General features: G+C 60.1%; 16 protein-coding genes. 14 read left to right on the forward strand and 2 right to left on the reverse strand.

The window, feature by feature from the left end; all coding sequences use genetic code 11:
* Positions 1 to 19 precede the first annotated feature (19 nt).
* Together C4334_RS01090 and C4334_RS01095 are read right to left on the reverse strand one after the other, a co-directional pair.
* On the reverse strand, positions 20 to 775 hold the full coding sequence (locus tag C4334_RS01090; RefSeq protein ID WP_352430221.1) for an anti-sigma factor family protein: 756 nt from the start codon (positions 773 to 775) through the stop codon (positions 20 to 22).
* 35 nt (positions 776 to 810) lie between these two features.
* Entirely contained in the window at positions 811 to 1,395 is a 585-nt protein-coding gene (locus C4334_RS01095) for an RNA polymerase sigma factor (protein ID WP_352430222.1), read from the reverse strand.
* 495 nt (positions 1,396 to 1,890) lie between these two features.
* Here C4334_RS01095 and C4334_RS01100 point away from each other — a divergent pair, with 495 nt between their 5' ends.
* From C4334_RS01100 to C4334_RS01165, 14 genes are all read left to right on the forward strand, one after another.
* Positions 1,891 to 2,946, forward strand: coding sequence for a lysylphosphatidylglycerol synthase transmembrane domain-containing protein (locus tag C4334_RS01100; RefSeq protein ID WP_352430223.1), 1,056 nt, complete (start codon positions 1,891 to 1,893; stop codon positions 2,944 to 2,946).
* 111 nt (positions 2,947 to 3,057) lie between these two features.
* Entirely contained in the window at positions 3,058 to 3,543 is a 486-nt protein-coding gene (gene nrdR, locus C4334_RS01105; RefSeq protein WP_352430224.1) for a transcriptional regulator NrdR, read from the forward strand.
* A gap of 435 nt (positions 3,544 to 3,978) precedes the next feature.
* Positions 3,979 to 6,429, forward strand: coding sequence for an endopeptidase La (lon, locus tag C4334_RS01110; RefSeq protein ID WP_352430225.1), 2,451 nt, complete (start codon positions 3,979 to 3,981; stop codon positions 6,427 to 6,429).
* A gap of 192 nt (positions 6,430 to 6,621) precedes the next feature.
* On the forward strand, positions 6,622 to 8,331 hold the full coding sequence (locus C4334_RS01115; protein WP_352430226.1) for a lytic transglycosylase domain-containing protein: 1,710 nt from the start codon (positions 6,622 to 6,624) through the stop codon (positions 8,329 to 8,331).
* Positions 8,332 to 8,787: 456 nt separating this feature from the next.
* On the forward strand, positions 8,788 to 10,359 hold the full coding sequence (locus tag C4334_RS01120; protein WP_352430227.1) for a YifB family Mg chelatase-like AAA ATPase: 1,572 nt from the start codon (positions 8,788 to 8,790) through the stop codon (positions 10,357 to 10,359).
* Positions 10,360 to 10,599: 240 nt separating this feature from the next.
* Entirely contained in the window at positions 10,600 to 11,202 is a 603-nt protein-coding gene (locus tag C4334_RS01125; RefSeq protein ID WP_352430228.1) for an RNA polymerase sigma factor, read from the forward strand.
* A gap of 132 nt (positions 11,203 to 11,334) precedes the next feature.
* Positions 11,335 to 12,060 (forward strand): zf-HC2 domain-containing protein, encoded by a 726-nt coding sequence (locus C4334_RS01130; RefSeq protein WP_352430229.1) that lies wholly within the window; start codon positions 11,335 to 11,337, stop codon positions 12,058 to 12,060.
* A gap of 95 nt (positions 12,061 to 12,155) precedes the next feature.
* Positions 12,156 to 12,914 (forward strand): DUF4097 family beta strand repeat-containing protein, encoded by a 759-nt coding sequence (locus tag C4334_RS01135; RefSeq protein ID WP_352430230.1) that lies wholly within the window; start codon positions 12,156 to 12,158, stop codon positions 12,912 to 12,914.
* A 16-nt stretch (positions 12,915 to 12,930) separates the two neighbouring features.
* The gene (locus C4334_RS01140; RefSeq protein ID WP_352430231.1) at positions 12,931 to 13,845 is read left to right on the forward strand and encodes a DUF4097 family beta strand repeat-containing protein; all 915 of its coding nucleotides are present in this window, start codon (positions 12,931 to 12,933) and stop codon (positions 13,843 to 13,845) included.
* 164 nt (positions 13,846 to 14,009) lie between these two features.
* Entirely contained in the window at positions 14,010 to 14,600 is a 591-nt protein-coding gene (gene dcd / locus C4334_RS01145; protein ID WP_352430232.1) for a dCTP deaminase, read from the forward strand.
* A 28-nt stretch (positions 14,601 to 14,628) separates the two neighbouring features.
* Entirely contained in the window at positions 14,629 to 15,186 is a 558-nt protein-coding gene (locus C4334_RS01150) for a gamma carbonic anhydrase family protein (protein WP_352430233.1), read from the forward strand.
* Between the two features lie 292 nt (positions 15,187 to 15,478).
* The gene (gene hisS / locus C4334_RS01155) at positions 15,479 to 16,867 is read left to right on the forward strand and encodes a histidine--tRNA ligase (RefSeq protein ID WP_352430234.1); all 1,389 of its coding nucleotides are present in this window, start codon (positions 15,479 to 15,481) and stop codon (positions 16,865 to 16,867) included.
* 375 nt (positions 16,868 to 17,242) lie between these two features.
* A complete protein-coding gene (gene aspS, locus C4334_RS01160; protein WP_352430235.1) occupies positions 17,243 to 19,051 on the forward strand; it encodes an aspartate--tRNA ligase in 1,809 nt (602 codons plus the stop codon).
* A gap of 41 nt (positions 19,052 to 19,092) precedes the next feature.
* Complete coding sequence (locus tag C4334_RS01165) at positions 19,093 to 19,560, forward strand: M67 family metallopeptidase (protein WP_352430236.1); 468 nt, start codon at positions 19,093 to 19,095, stop codon at positions 19,558 to 19,560.
* The last annotated feature ends 41 nt before the right edge of the window (positions 19,561 to 19,601 follow it).

Genomic DNA, 19,601 nt, shown 5'->3' on the forward strand with positions numbered 1-19,601 from the left:
GGCTTTGGTTGCAACGCGATCATCTCTCTTCGTCGCCGATGATCGCCTCCGTGACTTTGCGTAGCTCTTCGGTGCGCGCGCTGCGCGCCGCCGTATTGGCTCCGCGCGCATAGGTCTGCGCCGCCAAGCGCCAACTCGTGCGGTAGAGACCGCTGATGGTCCCATCTCTAGAGATCGTCGAACCGACGAGCACTGCGACCAGCAGGACCATCGCCATGGTTGCAAATTGTGGCGACAGCGTAGCGAGGCGCAACGCTTGTAGGTGCAACGCGATCCACGCCAGCAAACGTGCCCAAAGCGGCGCGCGCACGTGGCGCGCCTCGGTCGTTCCAAGCGTCGCTTGGAGGATGCGCTCGTGAAGCCCAACTGGCACTGGAAGCTCTTCGGCCAGCGAGGCGTAGCATGCCCCGATGGCGCGCACCACATCGCCCGGCAGATCCGTACAACGCGGGCAGAGCATGGCGTGGCGCTCCCAACGATGGAAGAGCGGGGCGGGGAGAAAACCGTCGAGGTAGTCAGTCAGATGCTCCTCAAATTCCGCACAGGTCATCTCGCGCTCCGGCGTCGTATGCGCGATGATACGCGCTTCCAGCCCCGGCGCGGGTGCAGCAAGCGGCAGTTCGCGGCAGGCGCGAATCGCGTTGCGCACTTCGTTGAGAAGTTCGTGGCAAACCGGACACACCAGCGCATGTTCGCCCATCGCGCGATCTTCGCTTGGCGACAATGCGCCTTCTAGGTAGTCCGTCAGCTTCTCTCGAAATCGCTCGCACAACATTTTGGAAAACCTCTTTCTTCTCCCCTTGCTTCTGCTCATAGCGCATCAACGCCGATGACGCGCATGCGGCGCAGGATGCGCGCTAGTTCAATGCGCCCGCGGTTGATTCTCGACTTGACGGTGCCCTCCGGTATCTTCAGTAGATCAACGATCTCTTGGTAACTCAACTCCTCGATGTCGCGCAAGATGACGCACACTCGCAAATCGGGCGGCAAACGGTTGATCGCCGCTTGCACCTGCGCGCTCAGCTCGTGGCGTTCGACTTCGGTTTGCGGCGACGCCTCCGCTGCGCGCAAGTGGTAGGCGTGTGCCTCGATGTCCTCTGCGTGCGTCTCCTGCGGCGTGCGCTCGCGTCGACGGTAGTCGTCGATGATCAGATTGCGCGCCAGCCTCATCAACCAGTTCTGCAGATCGCCTTGACGCGGGTCGTACTGATCGAGCGAACGGTAAAGGCGTACGAAAACCTCTTGCGTCAAGTCTTCCGCTGCTTCGACGCGCCCTGTGAAACGGTAGGCAAGGTTGTATATGCGCCGCGAGTAGGTTGCGACGATCTCTTCCCATGCCGCGCCATCGCCAGCGCGCGCGCGCCTCGCTAATTCGGCTCCTTCGCCGGTAGCCAAGACTTTGGTCGCCCCCACTTCTTCAAGCCTCGCTTCGCCGGATGGGTCCCGTCAACCGGCGAAAAATCCTCTCACATCCCAGCTTTACGTCCAAGCCGGAGAAAAAGTTCCGCCGCGCGCTGGCAGCGGAGCATTGGTCTCCGAGAAGATAGCGACGGGCGCAAGAAGGAAAAAGGTTTTGCTCCCTCGCAGAGGCGATGAGCTGCATGGCTCGTCTCTCGGCATGCTCAATGGCTTAGGGCGTTTGACCCGTTTCGCGCTGGTGCGCAGCATCAGAGGCGGCGCGCGCCTCATTAGCTTTCGGGCAAACGACCACTTGCCGATTCTCCAGCGCGCGCCGTTAGCTTTCGGGCAAAGTGGGTCTTCGGCCCAAATTGACGCGCCGACGAGCTTTTGCCGGGCTTCTTGCGCGCGCCGCGCAATTTGTAGTAGCCTGATTGGGCGACACAAGATGTTGTGGTGGGCGCCCGTCAAGCCCGCGGAAGGAAGCGATTCGTGCGTCGGAAGTGGCAGTTGGTCGGCTTGAGCGTATTGGCCTTGATCGTCCTCTGGTGGTTCGGACGCGGGCTTGACTGGGGCATGGTGCGCGGGGCTTTGCGCGCGACCGATTGGCGACTGGTCGCCGTCGCCGTCGGGTTGGTTTGTTCGACCTACGTTATCCGGTCCTTTCGCTGGCGTGCGCTGTTGACGCCGCTGGCAGCGGCCAGATTTGCTGATCTGTTCGCCGCGACCACCGTTGGTTTCGGCGCGATCTTCGCGATCGGGCGTACGGGCGAGATCCTGCGACCGACTTTTCTTTCGTTTCGTGACCGACGCGTTTCGCCAACGGCCTCTTTCGTCACCATCGGCCTTGAGCGAATCTACGACATGGCGGCTATCGTGTTGATGTTTGCCGCCAACTTGCTCTGGTTCGCGCCGTCCGTTGCGTCCGCGCAAAGATTGGCGCAAGTGCATTTTGCTGGCGCGGTGCTCTTTGCTGGTGCTGTGATCGGGATCGGCACCTTGATTCTTTTCCGTTTCTCTGCTGGGCGCATCGTTCGCGTCGCGAAGCGGGCGAGCGGCGGTTGGCCGCGCTGGGCACAACGCACGGTGGGATTCGGCGTGCGCTTCATTGAGCAGTCAGCGCGCGCCTTGAGCGTGCTTGTCGACGGGCGTGCACTAGCGATCACTGTTGGTTGGACGGCGCTGCTTTGGGCGGCCATTGCAGCGGCGGATCTGCTGGTGCTACGCGCTTTCGGTCTCCCTTTTGGCATCGGCGAGACGATCTTCGTTATGGGATGGGCGCTTGTTGGTTCGTTGGTGCCGACGCCAGGCGGGGCTGCTGGCGCTTTTCACGCCGCCACCGCCGCCGGGCTGATCTTTCTCGGCGTGGGCCGCGAACAGTCCGCGGCCGTTGCCATCGTCATGCATCTGGTGCTTTTCGGTCCAGCCCTCTTCTTCGGCCTCTACTTCTTCTTACGAAGCGGGCTGGATCTCGTGCGGTTGTGGGACGAGGCCGCGCGCGAAGCCGAAGAAGCGGAACGCGAATCGAGCGCGCTTGTCGAGAGGTAAGGTTTAGGTTCGATGTTCGCTTGCGTAAGCGTCCAAACACGAAGCCGTGGCGCAGCGGTTCGGCGAGCAGCCGAATCACATCCTGCTCGCAACGAGGAGGGTTGCAAAGAGATGAAATGCCCGTTTTGTGGTCATTTGGAAGATAAGGTGGTTGATTCGCGCGAGTCGCGCGAAGGCGACTTGATCCGGCGGCGGCGCGAATGTTTGCGTTGCGAGCGCCGATTCACCTCCTACGAACGTATCGACGAGATACCGTACATGGTCATCAAAAAGGATGGGCGACGTGAGCCGTTCGACCGAAACAAGGTTATGGCCGGACTTTTACGCGCGTGCGAAAAGCGCCCCATCCCTGCGGCGAAGTTGGAGGCGATCGTCAACGCCGTCGAGAAGTACGTGCAAGAGTCGCCCGAACGCGAGCGCCCGACCTCCAAGATCGGCGAGATGATCATGCGCCGTTTGAAGGAGCTGGATAAGGTCGCCTATGTGCGGTTCGCTTCAGTCTACTTGGAGTTCCAGGACGTGTCGGAGTTCATGCACGAACTGAAGAACCTCGTCCGTTCGCGCAACGAGCGCGCTTCTTCACGTCGCGCCTCTTGACGGCGGATACGAGCAGCGCGCTTCGGCGCGCCGTCTAACTGAAGACGGCAGTTGCATTCGAGCAGGCGCCTGTTATTTCGTTTCCAAGCGCTCCGAAGGGGCGCTCAAAAGAGACCGCGCTGGCGCAGACGACGGGCGACGGATCGGCCTCGGCTTGCTCTTTACCAGCTTTTTTGAAGATCGAGCGAGCGACGCGTTCCGGTGCCGTCGGTTAGTTCGGACGCAGAGGCTCGACCAGCTTTTTTCGGTTCATAATGGCGAGGATGGAGCGCTTTGCGTTTTGAGCGGCAGATGATTTCTCTTTTGCTCGACGATGAGCGATAATCTCACCCTTGAATTTCGAAGCTCGTGTCGTGCGAATCGAACTGGAAGGACGACCTTGATTAAGGGTACCGAAGTGCCAACGATTTTCGGCAAGCGTGCCAATTGAACCCCATGGACGACCTCAACTCTCAGATCACGGGACTGGAAACGGGAAGCGGCGACGCTGGCGAGCACCCGCAGATACCGGACGTGCTGCCGATCCTGCCGCTGCGCGACATCGTCATCTACCCGTTTATGATTGTGCCGCTTTTCGTCTCGCGCGAGCGGTCCATTCGCGCCGTGGATCAAGCGCTCGGCGAGAACCGTTTGATCCTGCTTCTTTCGCAAAAGGATCTCGACAAGGAAGAGCCGACGGCCGAAGATCTATACGCGACGGGAACGGTCGCCGTCGTCATGCGCATGTTGAAACTCCCCGACGGGCGCACGCGCATTTTGGTACAGGGACTGGCGCGCGCGCGCGTCGTGGAAGTGAGCGAAACGAACGGGTTTTTAAGCGCCCATCTCGCCGTGTTGCGCGAGCTGCCCGTGCCGGCAGAGTCGCTCGAGGTCGAAGCGCTGATCCGCAACGTGCGCGCGCTGTTGGAGAAGGCCGCCAACCTCGGAAAGAACATCTCGCCTGAGGTGATGGCAATCGCCGCCAACCTGGACGACGCCGGGCGACTGGCCGATCTTGCGGCATCGAACTTGGAATTGCGCGTTGAGGACGCCCAGTCCGTGCTCGACATCATCGATCCGGTGGACCGACTGCGACGCATCAACGAGCTGCTCAACCGCGAAATCGAAGTGCTCACGGTGCAGCAGGAGATCAACACGCAAGCTCGCGCCGACATCGACCGTTCGCAGCGCGAGTTCTTCCTCCGGCAGCAACTCAAGGCGATTCAGGCCGAACTCGGCGAAGGCAACGAGCTGGCCGAAGAGATCGCGCAGTTTCAGCGCAAGATCGCCGCTGCAGGCATGCCGCCGCAGGCCGAAGAAGAGGTCTTGCGGCAACTCAAAAAACTCGAACGAATGCATCCGGACGCCGCAGAAACGGCGACGTTGCGCAATTGGTTGGAGATCATGGTGGATCTGCCGTGGTCGCGGTCTTCCACGGACAACCTCGATCTAACAAAAGCGGCGCGCATCCTCGATGAAGATCATTACGGCTTAGAGAAGGTCAAAGAACGCATCCTCGAAGCGCTGGCCGTGCGCAAACTCAAGGAGAAGCCGAAAGGGCCGATCCTTTGTTTAGTTGGTCCGCCGGGCGTCGGCAAGACCAGTTTGGGCCGTTCGATTGCGCGCGCGCTTGACCGTAAGTTCGTCCGGTTGAGTTTGGGCGGCGTCCACGACGAAGCGGAGATTCGCGGCCACCGGCGCACTTATGTGGGCGCCATGCCGGGGCGCATCATCCAAGCTCTGCAGCAAGCAGGCACGAACAACCCGCTCATCATGCTTGACGAGATCGACAAGGTTGGGGCGGATTTTCGCGGCGATCCGAGTTCGGCGCTTCTCGAGGTGCTCGATCCGGAGCAGAACAACAGCTTCCGCGACAACTATCTGGGCGTCCCGTTTGACCTGTCGAACGTGATCTTCATGACGACGGCCAACGTCCTCGACACGATCCAGCCGGCTTTGCGCGATCGCATGGAGGTCATCCAGCTATCGGGTTACACGGAAGAGGAGAAGCTCGAGATCGCGCGGCGCCATCTTCTGCCCAAGCAAATGGAGGAGAACGGCATCACGCCGCGACACTTGCAGATTTCTCGTCGAGCGTTAGCAGCCATCATCAATCAGTACACGCAAGAGGCCGGACTTCGACAGTTGGAGCGCGAAATCGGCAAGATCTGTCGTAAAGTGGCGCGGCGCGTCGCCGAAGGCCATGACGAAACGGTGCGCGTGTCGCTCAAGAACCTGCATGAGTTTCTCGGCGCGCCCAAGATTCAACCGGAAGAGATCCTGCGGCGCGATGCCATCGGCGTAGCAACCGGGTTGGCTTGGACGGCCACCGGCGGCGATGTCCTCTTCATCGAGGCTTTGCGCGTGCGCGGCAAGGGCGATCTTGTGCTGACCGGACAGCTCGGCGACGTAATGAAGGAGTCGGCGCAGGCAGCCTTCTCTTATGCCAAAGCGCGGGCGCGTGAACTCGGCATTCCGGAAGAGGATTTCAAAACGTACGACTTGCACATTCACATCCCCGAAGGAGCCATTCCAAAAGACGGCCCGTCGGCGGGCATCACGCTGGCGACAGCGATGGTTTCGGTCTTGGCGCAGCGTCCTGTGCGACGCGACGTGGCGATGACAGGCGAGATCACCTTGCGCGGCCACGTCTTGCCCGTCGGCGGGATCAAGGAGAAGGTGCTCGCGGCGCGTCGGGCGCGCGTGTCAACTGTCATCCTGCCGCAGCAGAACCGGCGCGATCTGGATGAAATCCCGAAAGAGCTTTTCGCCAACCTGCGCTTTGTCTTCGTCGAGAGCGTGCAACAAGTCTTCCGCGAGGCATTGCGCGAGAAGCTTCAGCCCACAACCTCTGGAACGACTCGCCCGACCAAAATGCCGCAAGCAGCATCGCCTCAGCGAGGCTGATTCGGTGGAAAATTTCACCGATTCGACCTATTTTAATGGATGTTGAAGTTTGACTCGCAGACGGCGGTGTGGTACGCTGCGCCACTGTCGGACCGCCACCGGCGATCCCCTGTACCCGACATCAGTCTCGCGGCGGGCGGTTCGAGCGGTGCAGCGCGAAAACCTTCGATTGCGAGGTGGACGGAGGACCTGATGGCACGTAGCCTCTCCCGCTCGATTCCCCGAATCTTTCTGCTCGGTGTGCTGTTTATTCCGGGCACCCCGCTGACGGCGCAGACGCCTTCGGCCTCGGCACTGCGCGGCGCACAAAGCGAGGTCGAACGTCAGGAAGCGCGCGTGTCACAGATCATCGCGCGGGCCGAGAGCCTGTTCAAACAGGGGGAACTCAACCTCCGCGACAACCGACGCGAACAAGCGCGCGACGATTTTGACAAGGCTGTTGACGTGATCCTCGAATCCGGCCTCGATGTGCGTGCCAACCCGCGGCTGCGCGATTATTACCTGCAGTTGGTCGAGCGTATTTATCGGCTTGAAGTGCCGCAAAGCGTGCCGACAAGGGGCGGCGAAACCCTGGTCGCACAAGCTGCTTCCCCACAGATTGGGTTCCGTCAACAGACGTTCGAGCCTTCGCCGCTCGACGAGTTGAGTCGTTTGACTCTGACGCCAGAGGAGGAGAACGTCAGTCCCGAAGATGTTGCCCAGCTAGAGGCCGCTAAAAGCGCAGTCAACTTCAACTTCAAGATCAACCCGCTCATTCAGCAGTTCATCAACTACTATCAGGGGCGCGGGCGCGCGACCATGGAGGCGGGTCTTCGCCGTTCGGGGCGTTACATGAAGCTTGCCCGTCGCATCTTCCGCGAAGAAGGGGTGCCGGAAGACCTCGCGTGGCTCGCGCAGGTCGAGAGCGCTTGGCAACCGCTGGCCCGGTCATGGGCTGGTGCCTCAGGTCTGTGGCAGTTCGTCCCCGGAACGGGTCTGCGTTATGGGTTGCGGCAGACGGCATGGGTTGACGAGCGTCATAGCTTCGAAAAGGCAACGCGCGCCTCGGCCCGCTACTTGAAGTGGCTCGCACAGCGCTACGGCGGCAATTGGGAACTGGCGCTGGCCGCTTACAACACGGGCGAGGGCAACATTGACCGCGCCATCGCGCGAGTGGGAGCGGCCGATTTCTGGCAAATCTACCCCTACATCGCCCAAGAGACACGCAACTACGTTCCGAACATCCTAGCCACCATCTTGATCGCCAAGAACCCGGAGAAGTATGGCTTTGCGCACGTCAAACCAGAGCCGCCTCTTTCTTACGATACGGTGAGCGTGCCGCCGCTGACGAGCTTGCGCTTCATCGCCGAAGCGACCGAGACGAGCCTAGAGTATCTGCGCGACCTCAACCCTGAACTTCGTCGTGACACGACGCCGCAAGGCGAATCTTACGCTGTACGTGTGCCGCCCGGACGCGGACGAAGCTTGGTCGCTTTGCTCAAGCGCATTCCGCCAGACCAACGTAATTCGATTCGGTTCGCGCGCGTTGCGCCGGGCGAAAACCTTGCGACCATCGCTGCGCGCACAGGAGCCAATCTGTCGCAATTACAGGCGCTCAACGAAGGCGTCGAAATCAAGCCGGGCAGCCGCATCCTCGTCCCCGCTGGCAGCGTCAAGAACGTCGTGATGACGCGGCCGACTGCTGCGGGCAACGTCGCTCCGACCAAGCGTTTGGTTCGCATACGTGCGCGCCAAGGCGAGACAGTTGCACAGATTGCAGCTCGTTACGGAGCCTCTGCCGATGAGGTGGCGCGCCTGAACGGCGTGGCGGCCAATTCTCCGCTCGCTGCCGGACGCGAGATCGTCGTTCCGGCCTCTGGCGGCGTTAAGTCCTCAGCCGCACCGCGTCGCCGTCGTCGCTAGCGGGTTGGCGGAAAGGCCTCGTGGTCCAGGTTTCGAAAGCGCGCCGCATGCTATTGCTCATGGTGGTAGCGCGCAAAGCGCGCAATGGGCTTGTGGTGCAAGTTTCGAAAGCGCGCCGCCTGCGATGGCGCGCTTTCGAGTTTTCAAGGGCGGAGACGGAACAAGTCGCCGACGTTCACTTAAATTTTGAACCATATGGACGCCCGCTGGTTTTCGGGGATTGAAATGCGCCTTGGCGTTTTCAGCGCCTCGTTGGACGTCTTCGAGACCTCGGTGTTTGCATCGCGCGGAAGTTTGTCGAAGTAGCCGTGCGAGGCGCGTCGTTGAAAGCTTTTGTTCCGCATGAGAGCAGAAGTGCGAGGATCCATTTGGAAAGAGCACATCGTCAAGGCTTCCGTCTCCCCTCCTTTGATTTCGACGAAAAATCGGCTCCTGAATTTGGGGGAATGCCTCACCATGCTCTTTTGCACTCGTTCAGCAGCCGTATACGGCATCGATGCTGATTTGGTTGAAGTGGAAGTCGATCTGGTCCCGTCGCGCGGCGAGAGCGACGCGACAGCGTCGGTGACCATCGTTGGATTGCCGGACTTAGCCGTGCGCGAATCGCGCGAGCGCATTCGCGCCGCGATCAACAACAGCGGCTTCTTCTTTCCCTTCAGCCGAACGACGGTCAATCTCGCCCCCGCCGACGTGCGCAAAGAAGGTGCCAGTTTCGATTTGCCAATCGCGCTCGGCATCCTTGGAGCAAACGGCGATCTAGGCGCCCTCACCGGACTCGAAAAGGTGCTCGCCGTGGGCGAACTGGCCCTTGATGGGCGCGTGCGCCCTGTACGCGGCGTTCTACCGATCGCCATGCGCGCGCGCCAAGCGCGCATCGAGCACTTGCTCGTCCCTGAGGAGAATGCTGCTGAAGCGGCCGTGGTGACGGGCGTCAACGTCTATCCGGTAGCGGATCTGCGACGTGCCGTCGAGACGGCGCTGGCGCTCGAAAGCGGCGAAGCGAGTCAACGTCCAGCGCCGTTGCGCCTTGATCCGCACGCGCTCATGGCGCACAGAGATGAGTACGCCGTGGATTTTCGCGAAGTGCGTGGGCAGCACGCGGCTAAACGCGCGCTGGAGGTGGCGAGCGCGGGCGCGCACAATATCCTGCTCATCGGTCCGCCCGGATCCGGCAAGACCATGCTCGCCAAGCGCATCCCGACGATTTTGCCGCCGCTGGAATTCGAGGCGGCGTTGGAATTGACCAAGATCTATTCGGTAGCCGGATTAACGGGGCGCGTCGGGTTGGTCACGCAGCGTCCTTTTCGCTCGCCTCACCACACGATCAGCGACGCCGGATTGATCGGCGGCGGCGCCGTTCCGCGTCCTGGCGAAGTGTCGCTTGCGCATCACGGCGTACTCTTTCTCGACGAGCTGCCGGAGTTCGACCGCAGCGTTCTGGAGGTGCTGCGTCAGCCTTTGGAAGATCAGAAGGTGACCATCAGCCGCGCGGCGATGTCGTTGACCTTTCCTTCTTCGTTCATGCTCGTCGCTGCGATGAATCCTTGCCCCTGCGGGTTTTGGAACGACCCGACGCGCGAGTGCCACTGTACGCCGTTGCAGATCAGACGTTACGTCGGAAGGATCTCCGGCCCGTTGCTTGACCGCATAGACATTCACATAGACGTGCCCGCCGTGAAGTTCAGGGAGTTGACGGGCGAAGGGCCGACAGCGGAAAGTTCAGCCGATATCCGCGCGCGCGTCATGCAAGCGCGCGAAAGACAACGGGCGCGCTTTCAAGGCGAGGGCATCTTCGCCAACGCGCAGATGCAACCGCGACATATTCGTCGCTTCTGTCGCATTGACGCCGAGTGCGAGCGGATGTTAGAGAATGCTGTGGCGCGGTTGGGGTTATCGGCACGCGCCATTGACCGCATACTGAAGGTAAGTCGCACCATCGCCGATCTCGAGGGGACGACCGAGATTCGGCCCGCGCACATCGCCGAGGCCGTAGGCTACCGTTCGCTCGACCGTGTCTATTGGACTTGAGCGTGCACGAAAACGTCGGCGCGGTGCACGAAAAGATCAATTCTTACGGCGGACAAGGCAACGACGCGCATCACCGAGGGCATCACAAGGCGCGTGGGAGGAGCTTGACGCAAAGCCGTCGGTTCGCAAGAAACGGCTTTGCCAGCGAAGATGTCTTCGTTTGAGCGTGTACTGTCCGTCGCGCGCTAGGAGGGGTCAGAGGGTCTTCCAAGCCTTGTTGCCGGGGCGGGCAGCGAACACGTGACCGAAGCCGAAAAAGTCGAAGCGGGAACGCCGCAAGAATCCGATTTCGAACTAGCGCAGCGGGCTGCACGCGGCGATGCGCAAGCGTTCGAACGGCTTTATGAACGCCACAATCGGCGCGTCTATTCGCTCTGCCTGCGCATGACGGGCAACACGAGCGAGGCCGAAGACCTGATGCAAGAGGTCTTCATTCAGCTCTTCCGCAAGATCGGAAGCTTTCGCGGCGAGTCGGCGTTCACTACTTGGTTGCATCGTCTGACGGTCAATCAAGTGCTGATGCACTTTCGCAAGCGTGGGGTGCGCTTGGAACAGACGACCGAAGATGGCGAAACGCCCGTGCAAATCGTCAAGGGCACGGAGAATCCCAACGCGATGCCGATCGTCGATCGGATCGCGCTCGACAAAGCCATCGCGCAACTGCCGCCCGGTTATCGAACCGTCTTCGTGCTCCACGACATCGAAGGACACGAGCACGAAGAGATCGCGCGCATGCTGGGTTGCTCGGTTGGCACCAGCAAATCGCAACTACACAAGGCGCGTATGAGGTTGCGCGAGTTGTTGAGACAGCAGAATCCGCCCAAAAACCGCTCGCGCGAGTAACTCGCGCGGGGCGTCTTGCTGGGCGACGAGCATCTCGCGAAAAGAGCGGAAACAGACCATTGCGGCGCCATTTAGGCCCATGAAGATTGCCGGTGAGAAGCTGCTTTGCCTTCATACCGGAGGTTTTGAAGGATGGAGTGCTGGAACTGTCAAGCTTTGCTGAGCGAATTGATTGACGGCACGCTCGCTGGCGACGAGCGTGCAAGCGTCGAAGAACATCTCGCACGGTGCGCTGCCTGCGCCCAAGTGCACGACGAACTATCGATCATCGTCCTTGCGGCGCGCGATTGCCACGCCTACCCATTAGTCCCTCCCGATGAACGTCGCATCTGGATGCGAATCAGAAACCGGTTGATCGCAGAGCAACAGCAACTGGAAAACGCGCACACGGCGACAGCGACGACGCCGACGTCGAATCGGACCGGTTGGCTGACGCGGTTTTTGAACAAGAAGTGGCAACTATCTTTGCCGCAACTGAGCGCCGCCATGGCCGCTATCATCGTGGTGGTCTCGTTGGTGACGGCGCTTTCGCTTAACGCTTTGCAGCGTGTGACCGTGTCGAGAGCGGATAGCGCCCGCAGCGAGGCGATAAGCGTCCGTCCAGTCGCGCTCGATGATTATCTGCGCCAACAACAACTGGCGATCGAGTACTGGCAGCAGCGAGTCAACGAACGGCGCGTCCGTTGGAACCCGAAGATGCGCGAAGCGTTCGATCGCAACATGCAGGTCATCGATCAGGCGGTGCAGAACTCTTTGCGCGAACTCGAGCGCAACCCCCATGATGAGGTGTCGGAAGAGATGCTCAACGTCGCGCTTCGGGAGAAGATGGAACTGCTTCGCGAATTTTCCGAGCTTTGAGCGTGAAGCCCATCTTTTCGCGCAGCGCGCGCATCAAAGCAATTCGTGCTCTACGCGCGCAAATCATGTCGGAGTGATGAACCGAGTTTTCTTCGATGAAGATCAATTCAAGGTTCGCCCGAAAAGGTTTCAGTAGACCGTTGGTCGCCGTGCTTTGTTTGGTGGTCGTTGCCCCAGCCGCTTTGGCGCAACAACGCTACGCGCGCACGTTCGCCGTCTCGCCGCGCATTCGCGTGCAAGTGGTGAATCTATCGGGGCGCATCGTGGTTGAAGGTTGGGGGCGCAACGAAGTGAAGGTCACAGCCAGCGCCGAAGCGCCTCCGGCCCGCATCGTGCCGGAGATAGGCGAAAGCGCGTTCGTCGTCAACGTCGTTCAAGTGAATCGTGGGCGCGAGATCGGCGACGTCAACTTCTTGATCTTCGTCCCGACAACAGCCAGCGTAGACCTTGAAACCAAACGGGGCGATATCACCGTGCGCGGCATTCGCGGGCAAATGGTGCGCGCGCGCGTGAGCACCGAGGGCGATATCGAGTTGACTGACATTAGTACGGGGATGTTGATGGCTGAAAACACCATGGGCGACATCCTCTTCGATGGCGATCTGCTGCCCAACGGCAACTACACGCTCGCTTCCATGCAAGGCAACATCAACATCCGCATTCCGGCAGATGCGGCCTTTCGCTTGAACGCAACGGCGCCTTTGACGCGCAACATCAATCTTGGCGAATTCGCACGCTTGGGACTTTTTAGTTTCATGAGCGGCAATCGCAAGGTGATCGGCAAGACGGGCGACGGACGCGCCCTGCTTAACGTCTTCAATCAAGGTGGTCCGATCATCTTCACGCGGCGTTGAAACGAGCTGCCACAGCATGCGTTTAAACGTGCGCCCCAGCCTTTTCTTCCCTTTGATGCTGCTCGCCTCCTCTTTCGGCGCCGCAGCCGTAGTCGCGCAACAACCTCAACGACCGAGTCCGAGCGGAGAGTTCGTGCGCACGACGACGCGGCGCGAGATGCGCCGTTTCCCTTATGGCGGCGCCATCAGCCTTTTCGGCGCGCCGCAAGGATCAGTGACGGTGGAATCTTGGTCGCGCGCCGAGGTCGAGATCACGGCTGAAACGGAGATACGCGCGAGCAGCGAAGACGATCTCGCGCTGCTTGCGCGCGTGACCGACTTCGTGTTGGATGAGGAGCCGAATCGCTTGCGTATCTTCACCACTGGCACGCACGACCGACGCACGCTTAAACGCCTCGCGCCGGACTTCCCACGTCGTTTGCTCAATGCTTGGTGGAAGGTCGATTATCTCGTTCGCGTCCCGCCGCAGACCGATCTCGAAATCTACACCGGACGAGGCGCGTTGCGCGTTGGCGGCGTCGAAGGGAACATCAAGTTGAACGCGGCGGAAGCGGAGGCCACGCTGGAGCTATCGGGCGGCGATGTCATGGCCGTCATTGGCCGCGGCAAGGTCAACGTCCGTCTGACGGCCCCAAGCTGGCGCGGGCGTGGTGCCAACGTCAATCTCGCTTCCGGCGAATTGATTGTGGAGTTGCCCGCCGGATTGAACGCTGATCTGCGTCTATCCGTGCTTCGAACGGGTCGCATACTCGATGAAACGAACCGCTCCATCAAGAAGATCACGCCCGAGGGACGCGCGTCTTTAATGCGCTTCGGAGCGGGAGGAGCCGTGCTCGCTTTCACCATCGGCGATGGCACGCTGCGTTTGGTCGAGCGCCAAGCGATGCGCCGCCCATTTCAAGATCGCATGACTCAACATCCGAGCGATTAATCAACTTGGTCATCGCTGACCAGTTGCCGATGTCCGCTGGCGACTTCGATCTTCTTTCGGCGCAGGCCATCCCAGCGCGTTGAGGCTGGACTAATGCGCTCCGGTGGGATTATGCTGCACGATTCTCCGACGAAACTTTCCTGCTGAGGAGAAACGCTGAAAAGATGAGCATCAAGTCGGATCGTTGGATCCGCCGCATGGTCGAAGAAGTCAAACTGATCGACCCTTTCGACCCACGTCTTCTGCGCGAAGTGGGTGGTCGGCGCATAATCTCTTGCGGCGCCTCTTCGTATGGTTACGATATGCGTCTAGCGGACGACGGTTTCCGCGTTTTTTCGCCGATTCACGGACGCGAGATCGATCCGAAGAAGTTCGATGAAGAGTCGCTCATTGAGCCGCCGTTGCGGCGCGCTGAGGATGGCTCGCGCTACTACCTGTTGCCGCCGCACTCTTACGGTCTCGGCGTCTCGGTGGAGACCTTCAACTTGCCACGCAACGTGACGGGGATCTGCATGGGCAAATCGACTTATGCGCGCGCCGGGTTGCTGGTCAACACCACGCCGCTCGAGGCCGGTTGGCGCGGACGACTGGTCGTCGAAATCGCCAATTTGGCTAATCTCCCGCTGCGCGTTTACGTCAACGAGGGTATTGGCCAAGTGCTCTTCTTCGAGTCGGACGAAGAGTGCGAGACGAGCTACGCTGACCGCGATGGCAAGTATCAGAACCAGACCGGTTTGACCTATTCGCGCGTCTGAACGGTGGGCGCTGGAAGAAAACGTCCTCATGATTGAAACTTTTCTCGGCAAAAGGCCGCGCATTCATCCGAGCGCGTTCATCGCCGACAGCGCCGACATCATCGGAGATGTCGAAATCGGCGAAGAAGCATCCGTCTGGTTTCGCGTCGTTGTTCGCGGCGATGTGAACTCCGTGCGCATCGGAGCGCGCGCTAACGTGCAGGACGGAGCGGTGATTCACGTAACGCGCGGCTTGCACCCGACCTTTATCGAAGACGAGGTGACCATCGGACATGGGGCGATGGTCCACGGCTGTCGCATTGAACGCGGCTGCTTGATCGGCATCGGCGCCATCGTGCTCGATGGCGCGCTCATTGGAGCTGAATCTTTGATTGCTGCAGGTGCGCTCGTTACGCCGGGAACTAGCGTTCCGCCCCGCTCGCTCGTTATGGGCGCGCCGGCGCGCGTCGTGCGTCCGCTCAAACAGGAAGAACTCGTGCGACTCGAACGTTACTGGAAAAACTATGTCGAGTACGCCAAGATCTACAGAAGGAACGTCGCTCGCTATGACGCGCGACAGACGGAGGGCGAATCCGAATCGCGCTGATTTGCGGGCGACCAACGACTGCGCTTCGGAGCGCAATGGGAATTGCGGTTCGCATATGGTTGGGGCGAACAAAGAACCAGTTTCGATCGAGCGAAGTTGCAGGCGGAGACCTTAATTCAGTTGATTCGAGGCGGACTAAGGAACCAGTTTCGATCAAACATGCTGCTCGCTGCAGAACGGTGCGCCGGCTGTGAAGGCAGCGCTTTGGGCCGTTTGCGCGCTCGTAAGCGAGGCGCGCTTGACGTTTGTTGCTGAAGGTTCCACTATTCTCCCCACAAGAAGAGAGAAGCTTATGGTCGGCAAAACGCAACCGGCACGCGGAATGCGTGACTTTTTGCCGCCTGATGTGCGGCGGCGTGAGTACGTCATCCGCACCATCCGTGAGGTATATGAAAGCTATGGGTTCGAGCCGCTGGAGACGCCCGCCGTGGAGAACATCGAGACTTTGCTCGGCAAGTACGGCGAAGAAGGGAATCGGCTTATCTTCAAGATCCTAAAGCGCGGCGAACACGAAAAGTCGGGCGAAGCAGACCTCGCTTTGCGGTACGATTTGACGGTGCCGCTGGCGCGCGTTGTCGCCGAGTATCAGCATCAGCTTCCGCCTTTTTTCAAGCGTTACCAGATCCAACCCGTGTGGCGGGCGGATCGCCCGGCGCGCGGTCGTTTTCGCGAGTTCTATCAGTGCGATGTCGACGTGACGGGGGCGCGCTCGATGCTGGTCGAAGTGGAATTGTGTGCGGCTGCCAGCGACGCGCTCGAAAGACTCGGGTTCGATGATTTCGTCATTCGTTTAAATCACCGTCAAGCGCTCGGTGGCTTGCTCGATCGCGCTGGCGTCGAGCGCGCGCAACATGAGGCGGCGTTGGTGGCGCTCGATAAATTCGACAAGATCGGTGCCGAAGGCGTGCGCGCTGAATTGGCCGAACGCGCGATCTCCGCCGAGGCCGCGCAGCGATTGCTGAATTTCTTTCGCGAAATCGCCGAAATCGAACGCGCGGCGGAATTTGTCGGAAGCGACGCTCGTCCGCCGCGGGCTGCATTGAACCAAGCCGTGCTTGGGCGCATGCTCGAATTCATCGGGGATCATGAAAGCGGCGGGCGCGGCATCGAGGAGTTGAGACAGATACTCGGTTACGCAGCAGATGCCGGAGTCAGCGCGCGACTCAAACTCGATCCGAGCCTTGCGCGCGGACTCTCCTATTACACCGGCGCGATCATGGAGATCAACGTGACCGATCTGGCTGGGAGCTTGGGCGGTGGAGGTCGTTACGATAACTTGATCGGCATGTTTCTCGGGCGCGATGTGCCCGCCTGCGGGTTCTCGCTCGGGTTGGAACGGATCATCGTCGTCATGACCGAGCGCGGAATGTTCCCGCCGGATCTTGAACGCGCCCCCGTAGATGTAATGGTGACGGTGTGGAATGAAGCCGAAGCGGGCGAATCGCTCGCGCTCGCTCGCGCTTTGCGGCGCGCTGGATTGCGCGTTGATGTTTATCCTGAAACGCACAAGTTGGCGAAGCAGTTCAGGTACGCTGCATCGCGTGGCATCCCATTCGTCGTCGTCGCAGGTCCAGACGAGCGTGCGCGGGGCGAAGTCGGGCTTAAAGAGATGCGTTCGGGCGAACAACGCGCCGTGCGTCGCGATGCATTGGCCGCCGAGATCAAGGCTCTTATAGGTTGAGTTTTGAAGGACAAACTTTGCGCCCAACGAATAGATCCGCCGTAGCGCGGCTGAGTGAGCTTTCGATGCCGATTGCGAAACGGAATTGATGAGCGCGGATAATATGACGGTTCTAGTAGAGTTGCAAAACGTAGCGCTCGAGGTACAAGCCGGAATGGTTAAGGCGATAACGACGATTGCTAAGGCGCAGATCAAAATGGAGCGGCAAGTTGGCAGATTGCTCGATCTTCTCACCGGGAACCGCGGTGACGAACGAAATCTCGCGGTCAACCGGTCGTCGGCGCGAAGTTCTGGCGAAATGGTCTTCGTGACAGCGCGTTGAAATCGATTGGCAGAAGAAAGCGCTCTTGGGTCAAGAACAGGAAAGTATCGAACATGCTCGATAATCTAGGAGATTGGAAGCGCACACATTCGTGCGGTGAGTTGCGTCTTGAGCACGTCGGACGGACGGCGACATTGATGGGTTGGGTTGCACGCCGACGCGATTTCGGGCCGCTTACTTTCATCGATCTGCGTGACCGTGAGGGCGTTACACAGATCGTCTGCGATGCGGAAAGATCGCCCGAGGCACATGCGCGGGCCAAAGACGTGCGCAGCGAATACGTCATCGCTGTGCGTGGAACGGTGGTTGCGCGTGCGCCGTCGCAGCGGAATCCAAAGATTGCCACCGGCGATGTCGAGTTACATGCTGGCGAGATGCGTATCCTGAACGATGCGCGCACGCCCCCTTTTCAAATCGAGCCAGCCCCTAACGAGCCTCTGGCAAGCGAAGAATTGCGACTCCGATACCGGTATTTGGATTTGCGCCGCGCGCAGTTGCAAGCGAACTTGCGTCTGCGCCATCGCGTCATCGCTGAGATCAGGCGTTACATGGACGAGCAGGGGTTCACGGAGATCGAAACTCCCATTCTGATCAAATCGACGCCCGAAGGGGCGCGCGATTACATCGTGCCCTCACGTCTTCATCCGGGTAAGTTCTACGCGCTGCCGCAATCGCCACAGCTCTTCAAACAGATCTGCATGATCGCCGGATTGGACAAGTACTATCAGATCGCGCGTTGTTTTCGCGACGAAGACTTGCGCGCTGATCGGCAACCGGAATTCACGCAGCTCGACATCGAGATGAGCTTCGTCACGCAGGAGGATATCTACCGTTTGATCGAGGGCCTTTTCCAGCGCGTCTTTCGGCTCATTGGCGTCGAGCTTCCTGTGCCTTTCCCGCGGTTGTCCTATGCCGAGGTGGTCCATCGTTTCGGCACGGACAAACCCGACCTGCGGTTCGGCATGGAGCTGCGCGATTTGAGCGGCGCTGTCAAGGGAACGACGTTCGCGCCGTTCGCTGCAGTTCTTGAGGGCAGAGGAGAGATCAAAGGCATCGTTGTCAAAGGCGGAGCCGGTTACTCGCGCAAAACGCTCGACGAACTGCAGCAGTTCGTCAAGCGCTACGGGGCTTCGGCGCTCGCGTGGATCAAGCTCGGTGATGAGCTCACATCCTCATTACTCAAGGCTCTGGGCGAAGACGGGGTGAAGCGAATGGCCGATGCCGCTGAAGCCGAGCGGGGCGATGCTGTGTTGATCGTGGCCGGTCCGCCGAAAACGGTCGCTGCCAGTCTTGGCGCGCTGCGCGAAGAAGTGGCTCGCCGCGAAGGTTTGATTGACGCGTCTGAGTTCGCGCCTTTATGGGTCATTGATTTCCCGATGTTTGAGTACAACGAGGATGATGGGCGTTATTACGCGATGCATCATCCGTTCACCTCGCCCGTCGATGAGGATCTGCCTTTGCTCGAACGCGCGGTGGAGGGTGGCGAGACAGAACTGCTCGGAAGATTGCGCGCCAAAGCCTACGACCCCGTAATCAACGGCGTCGAACTGGCCAGCGGCTCGATCCGCATCCACCGGCGCGATGTGCAACGGCTGATCTTCAAAGCTTTGGGCTTGACCGAAGATGAGGCGCGGCGACGGTTCGGGTTCTTCCTGGACGCGCTCGAATACGGCACGCCGCCACATGGCGGAATCGCGCCCGGCATCGATCGGTTGATGATGCTTCTTGTCGGAACCGACAACATCCGCGACGTGATCGCTTTCCCGAAGACGGCCTCGGCTGTCGATTTGATGATCGATGCGCCGAGCGAAGTCGATCCGCGCTTGCTTGAAGAGTTGCACATTCGAGTGGTGAATGAGTGACTGGCAAAGATCAAGCAGTTGTCGCCGAAAGCGCTGTGCAGATGAGTACGGACCCAAAGCAAACTCTGGCAGACGATAGCGAAGAACTTTCCGCCGTCGTCTTGCTGAAGCGCGAACAGGCGGAAGAGATGTTCCGTCATGCGCGCGCGGCGTTGCCGCAGGAATGTTGTGGGCTGGTAGCTGGCAAAGAAGGGCGCGCGACGAGCGTCTATCCCTTGCGTAACGTCGCCGTCAATCCCGCCGTAGCTTACGAGGCCGCTCCTGAAGATATCTTCGCTGCGCAAAGGAGCATGCGCGCCAAGGGCGAGCTCCTGCTCGGCATATACCATTCGCACCCGCGATCCGCCGACCCAGTGCCGTCGGAGACAGATGTGCGATTAGCCTATTATCCGCAAGCGGTCTATTTCATCATCGGTTTTAGCGGCGAACAGACGGTGTTGCGCGCGTTTCGCCTCTTTGAAGCTCAGGGGCGTTGGGAAGCGGTTCCCTTCGCCGTTCTCGAAGGTTGAAAAGATGCTCGGTGGAACCTAACATCTCGCTTTTTCGTAGA

The organism is Pyrinomonas sp. (genome assembly GCF_040289685.1).
Lineage (GTDB): Bacteria > Acidobacteriota > Blastocatellia > Pyrinomonadales > Pyrinomonadaceae > Pyrinomonas.

What these genes read in the sequence shown, in the direction of transcription:
- C4334_RS01090 (WP_352430221.1), bottom strand. Translation starts at nt 775, where the DNA reads ATGTTGTGCGAGCGATTTCGAGAGAAGCTGACGGACTACCTAGAAGGC.
- nrdR (WP_352430224.1), top strand. Translation starts at nt 3,058, where the DNA reads ATGAAATGCCCGTTTTGTGGTCATTTGGAAGATAAGGTGGTTGATTCG.
- lon (WP_352430225.1), top strand. Translation starts at nt 3,979, where the DNA reads ATGGACGACCTCAACTCTCAGATCACGGGACTGGAAACGGGAAGCGGC.
- C4334_RS01115 (WP_352430226.1), top strand. Translation starts at nt 6,622, where the DNA reads ATGGCACGTAGCCTCTCCCGCTCGATTCCCCGAATCTTTCTGCTCGGT.
- C4334_RS01120 (WP_352430227.1), top strand. Translation starts at nt 8,788, where the DNA reads ATGCTCTTTTGCACTCGTTCAGCAGCCGTATACGGCATCGATGCTGAT.
- C4334_RS01130 (WP_352430229.1), top strand. Translation starts at nt 11,335, where the DNA reads ATGGAGTGCTGGAACTGTCAAGCTTTGCTGAGCGAATTGATTGACGGC.
- C4334_RS01135 (WP_352430230.1), top strand. Translation starts at nt 12,156, where the DNA reads ATGAAGATCAATTCAAGGTTCGCCCGAAAAGGTTTCAGTAGACCGTTG.
- C4334_RS01140 (WP_352430231.1), top strand. Translation starts at nt 12,931, where the DNA reads ATGCGTTTAAACGTGCGCCCCAGCCTTTTCTTCCCTTTGATGCTGCTC.
- dcd (WP_352430232.1), top strand. Translation starts at nt 14,010, where the DNA reads ATGAGCATCAAGTCGGATCGTTGGATCCGCCGCATGGTCGAAGAAGTC.
- C4334_RS01150 (WP_352430233.1), top strand. Translation starts at nt 14,629, where the DNA reads ATGATTGAAACTTTTCTCGGCAAAAGGCCGCGCATTCATCCGAGCGCG.
- hisS (WP_352430234.1), top strand. Translation starts at nt 15,479, where the DNA reads ATGGTCGGCAAAACGCAACCGGCACGCGGAATGCGTGACTTTTTGCCG.
- aspS (WP_352430235.1), top strand. Translation starts at nt 17,243, where the DNA reads ATGCTCGATAATCTAGGAGATTGGAAGCGCACACATTCGTGCGGTGAG.
- C4334_RS01165 (WP_352430236.1), top strand. Translation starts at nt 19,093, where the DNA reads ATGAGTACGGACCCAAAGCAAACTCTGGCAGACGATAGCGAAGAACTT.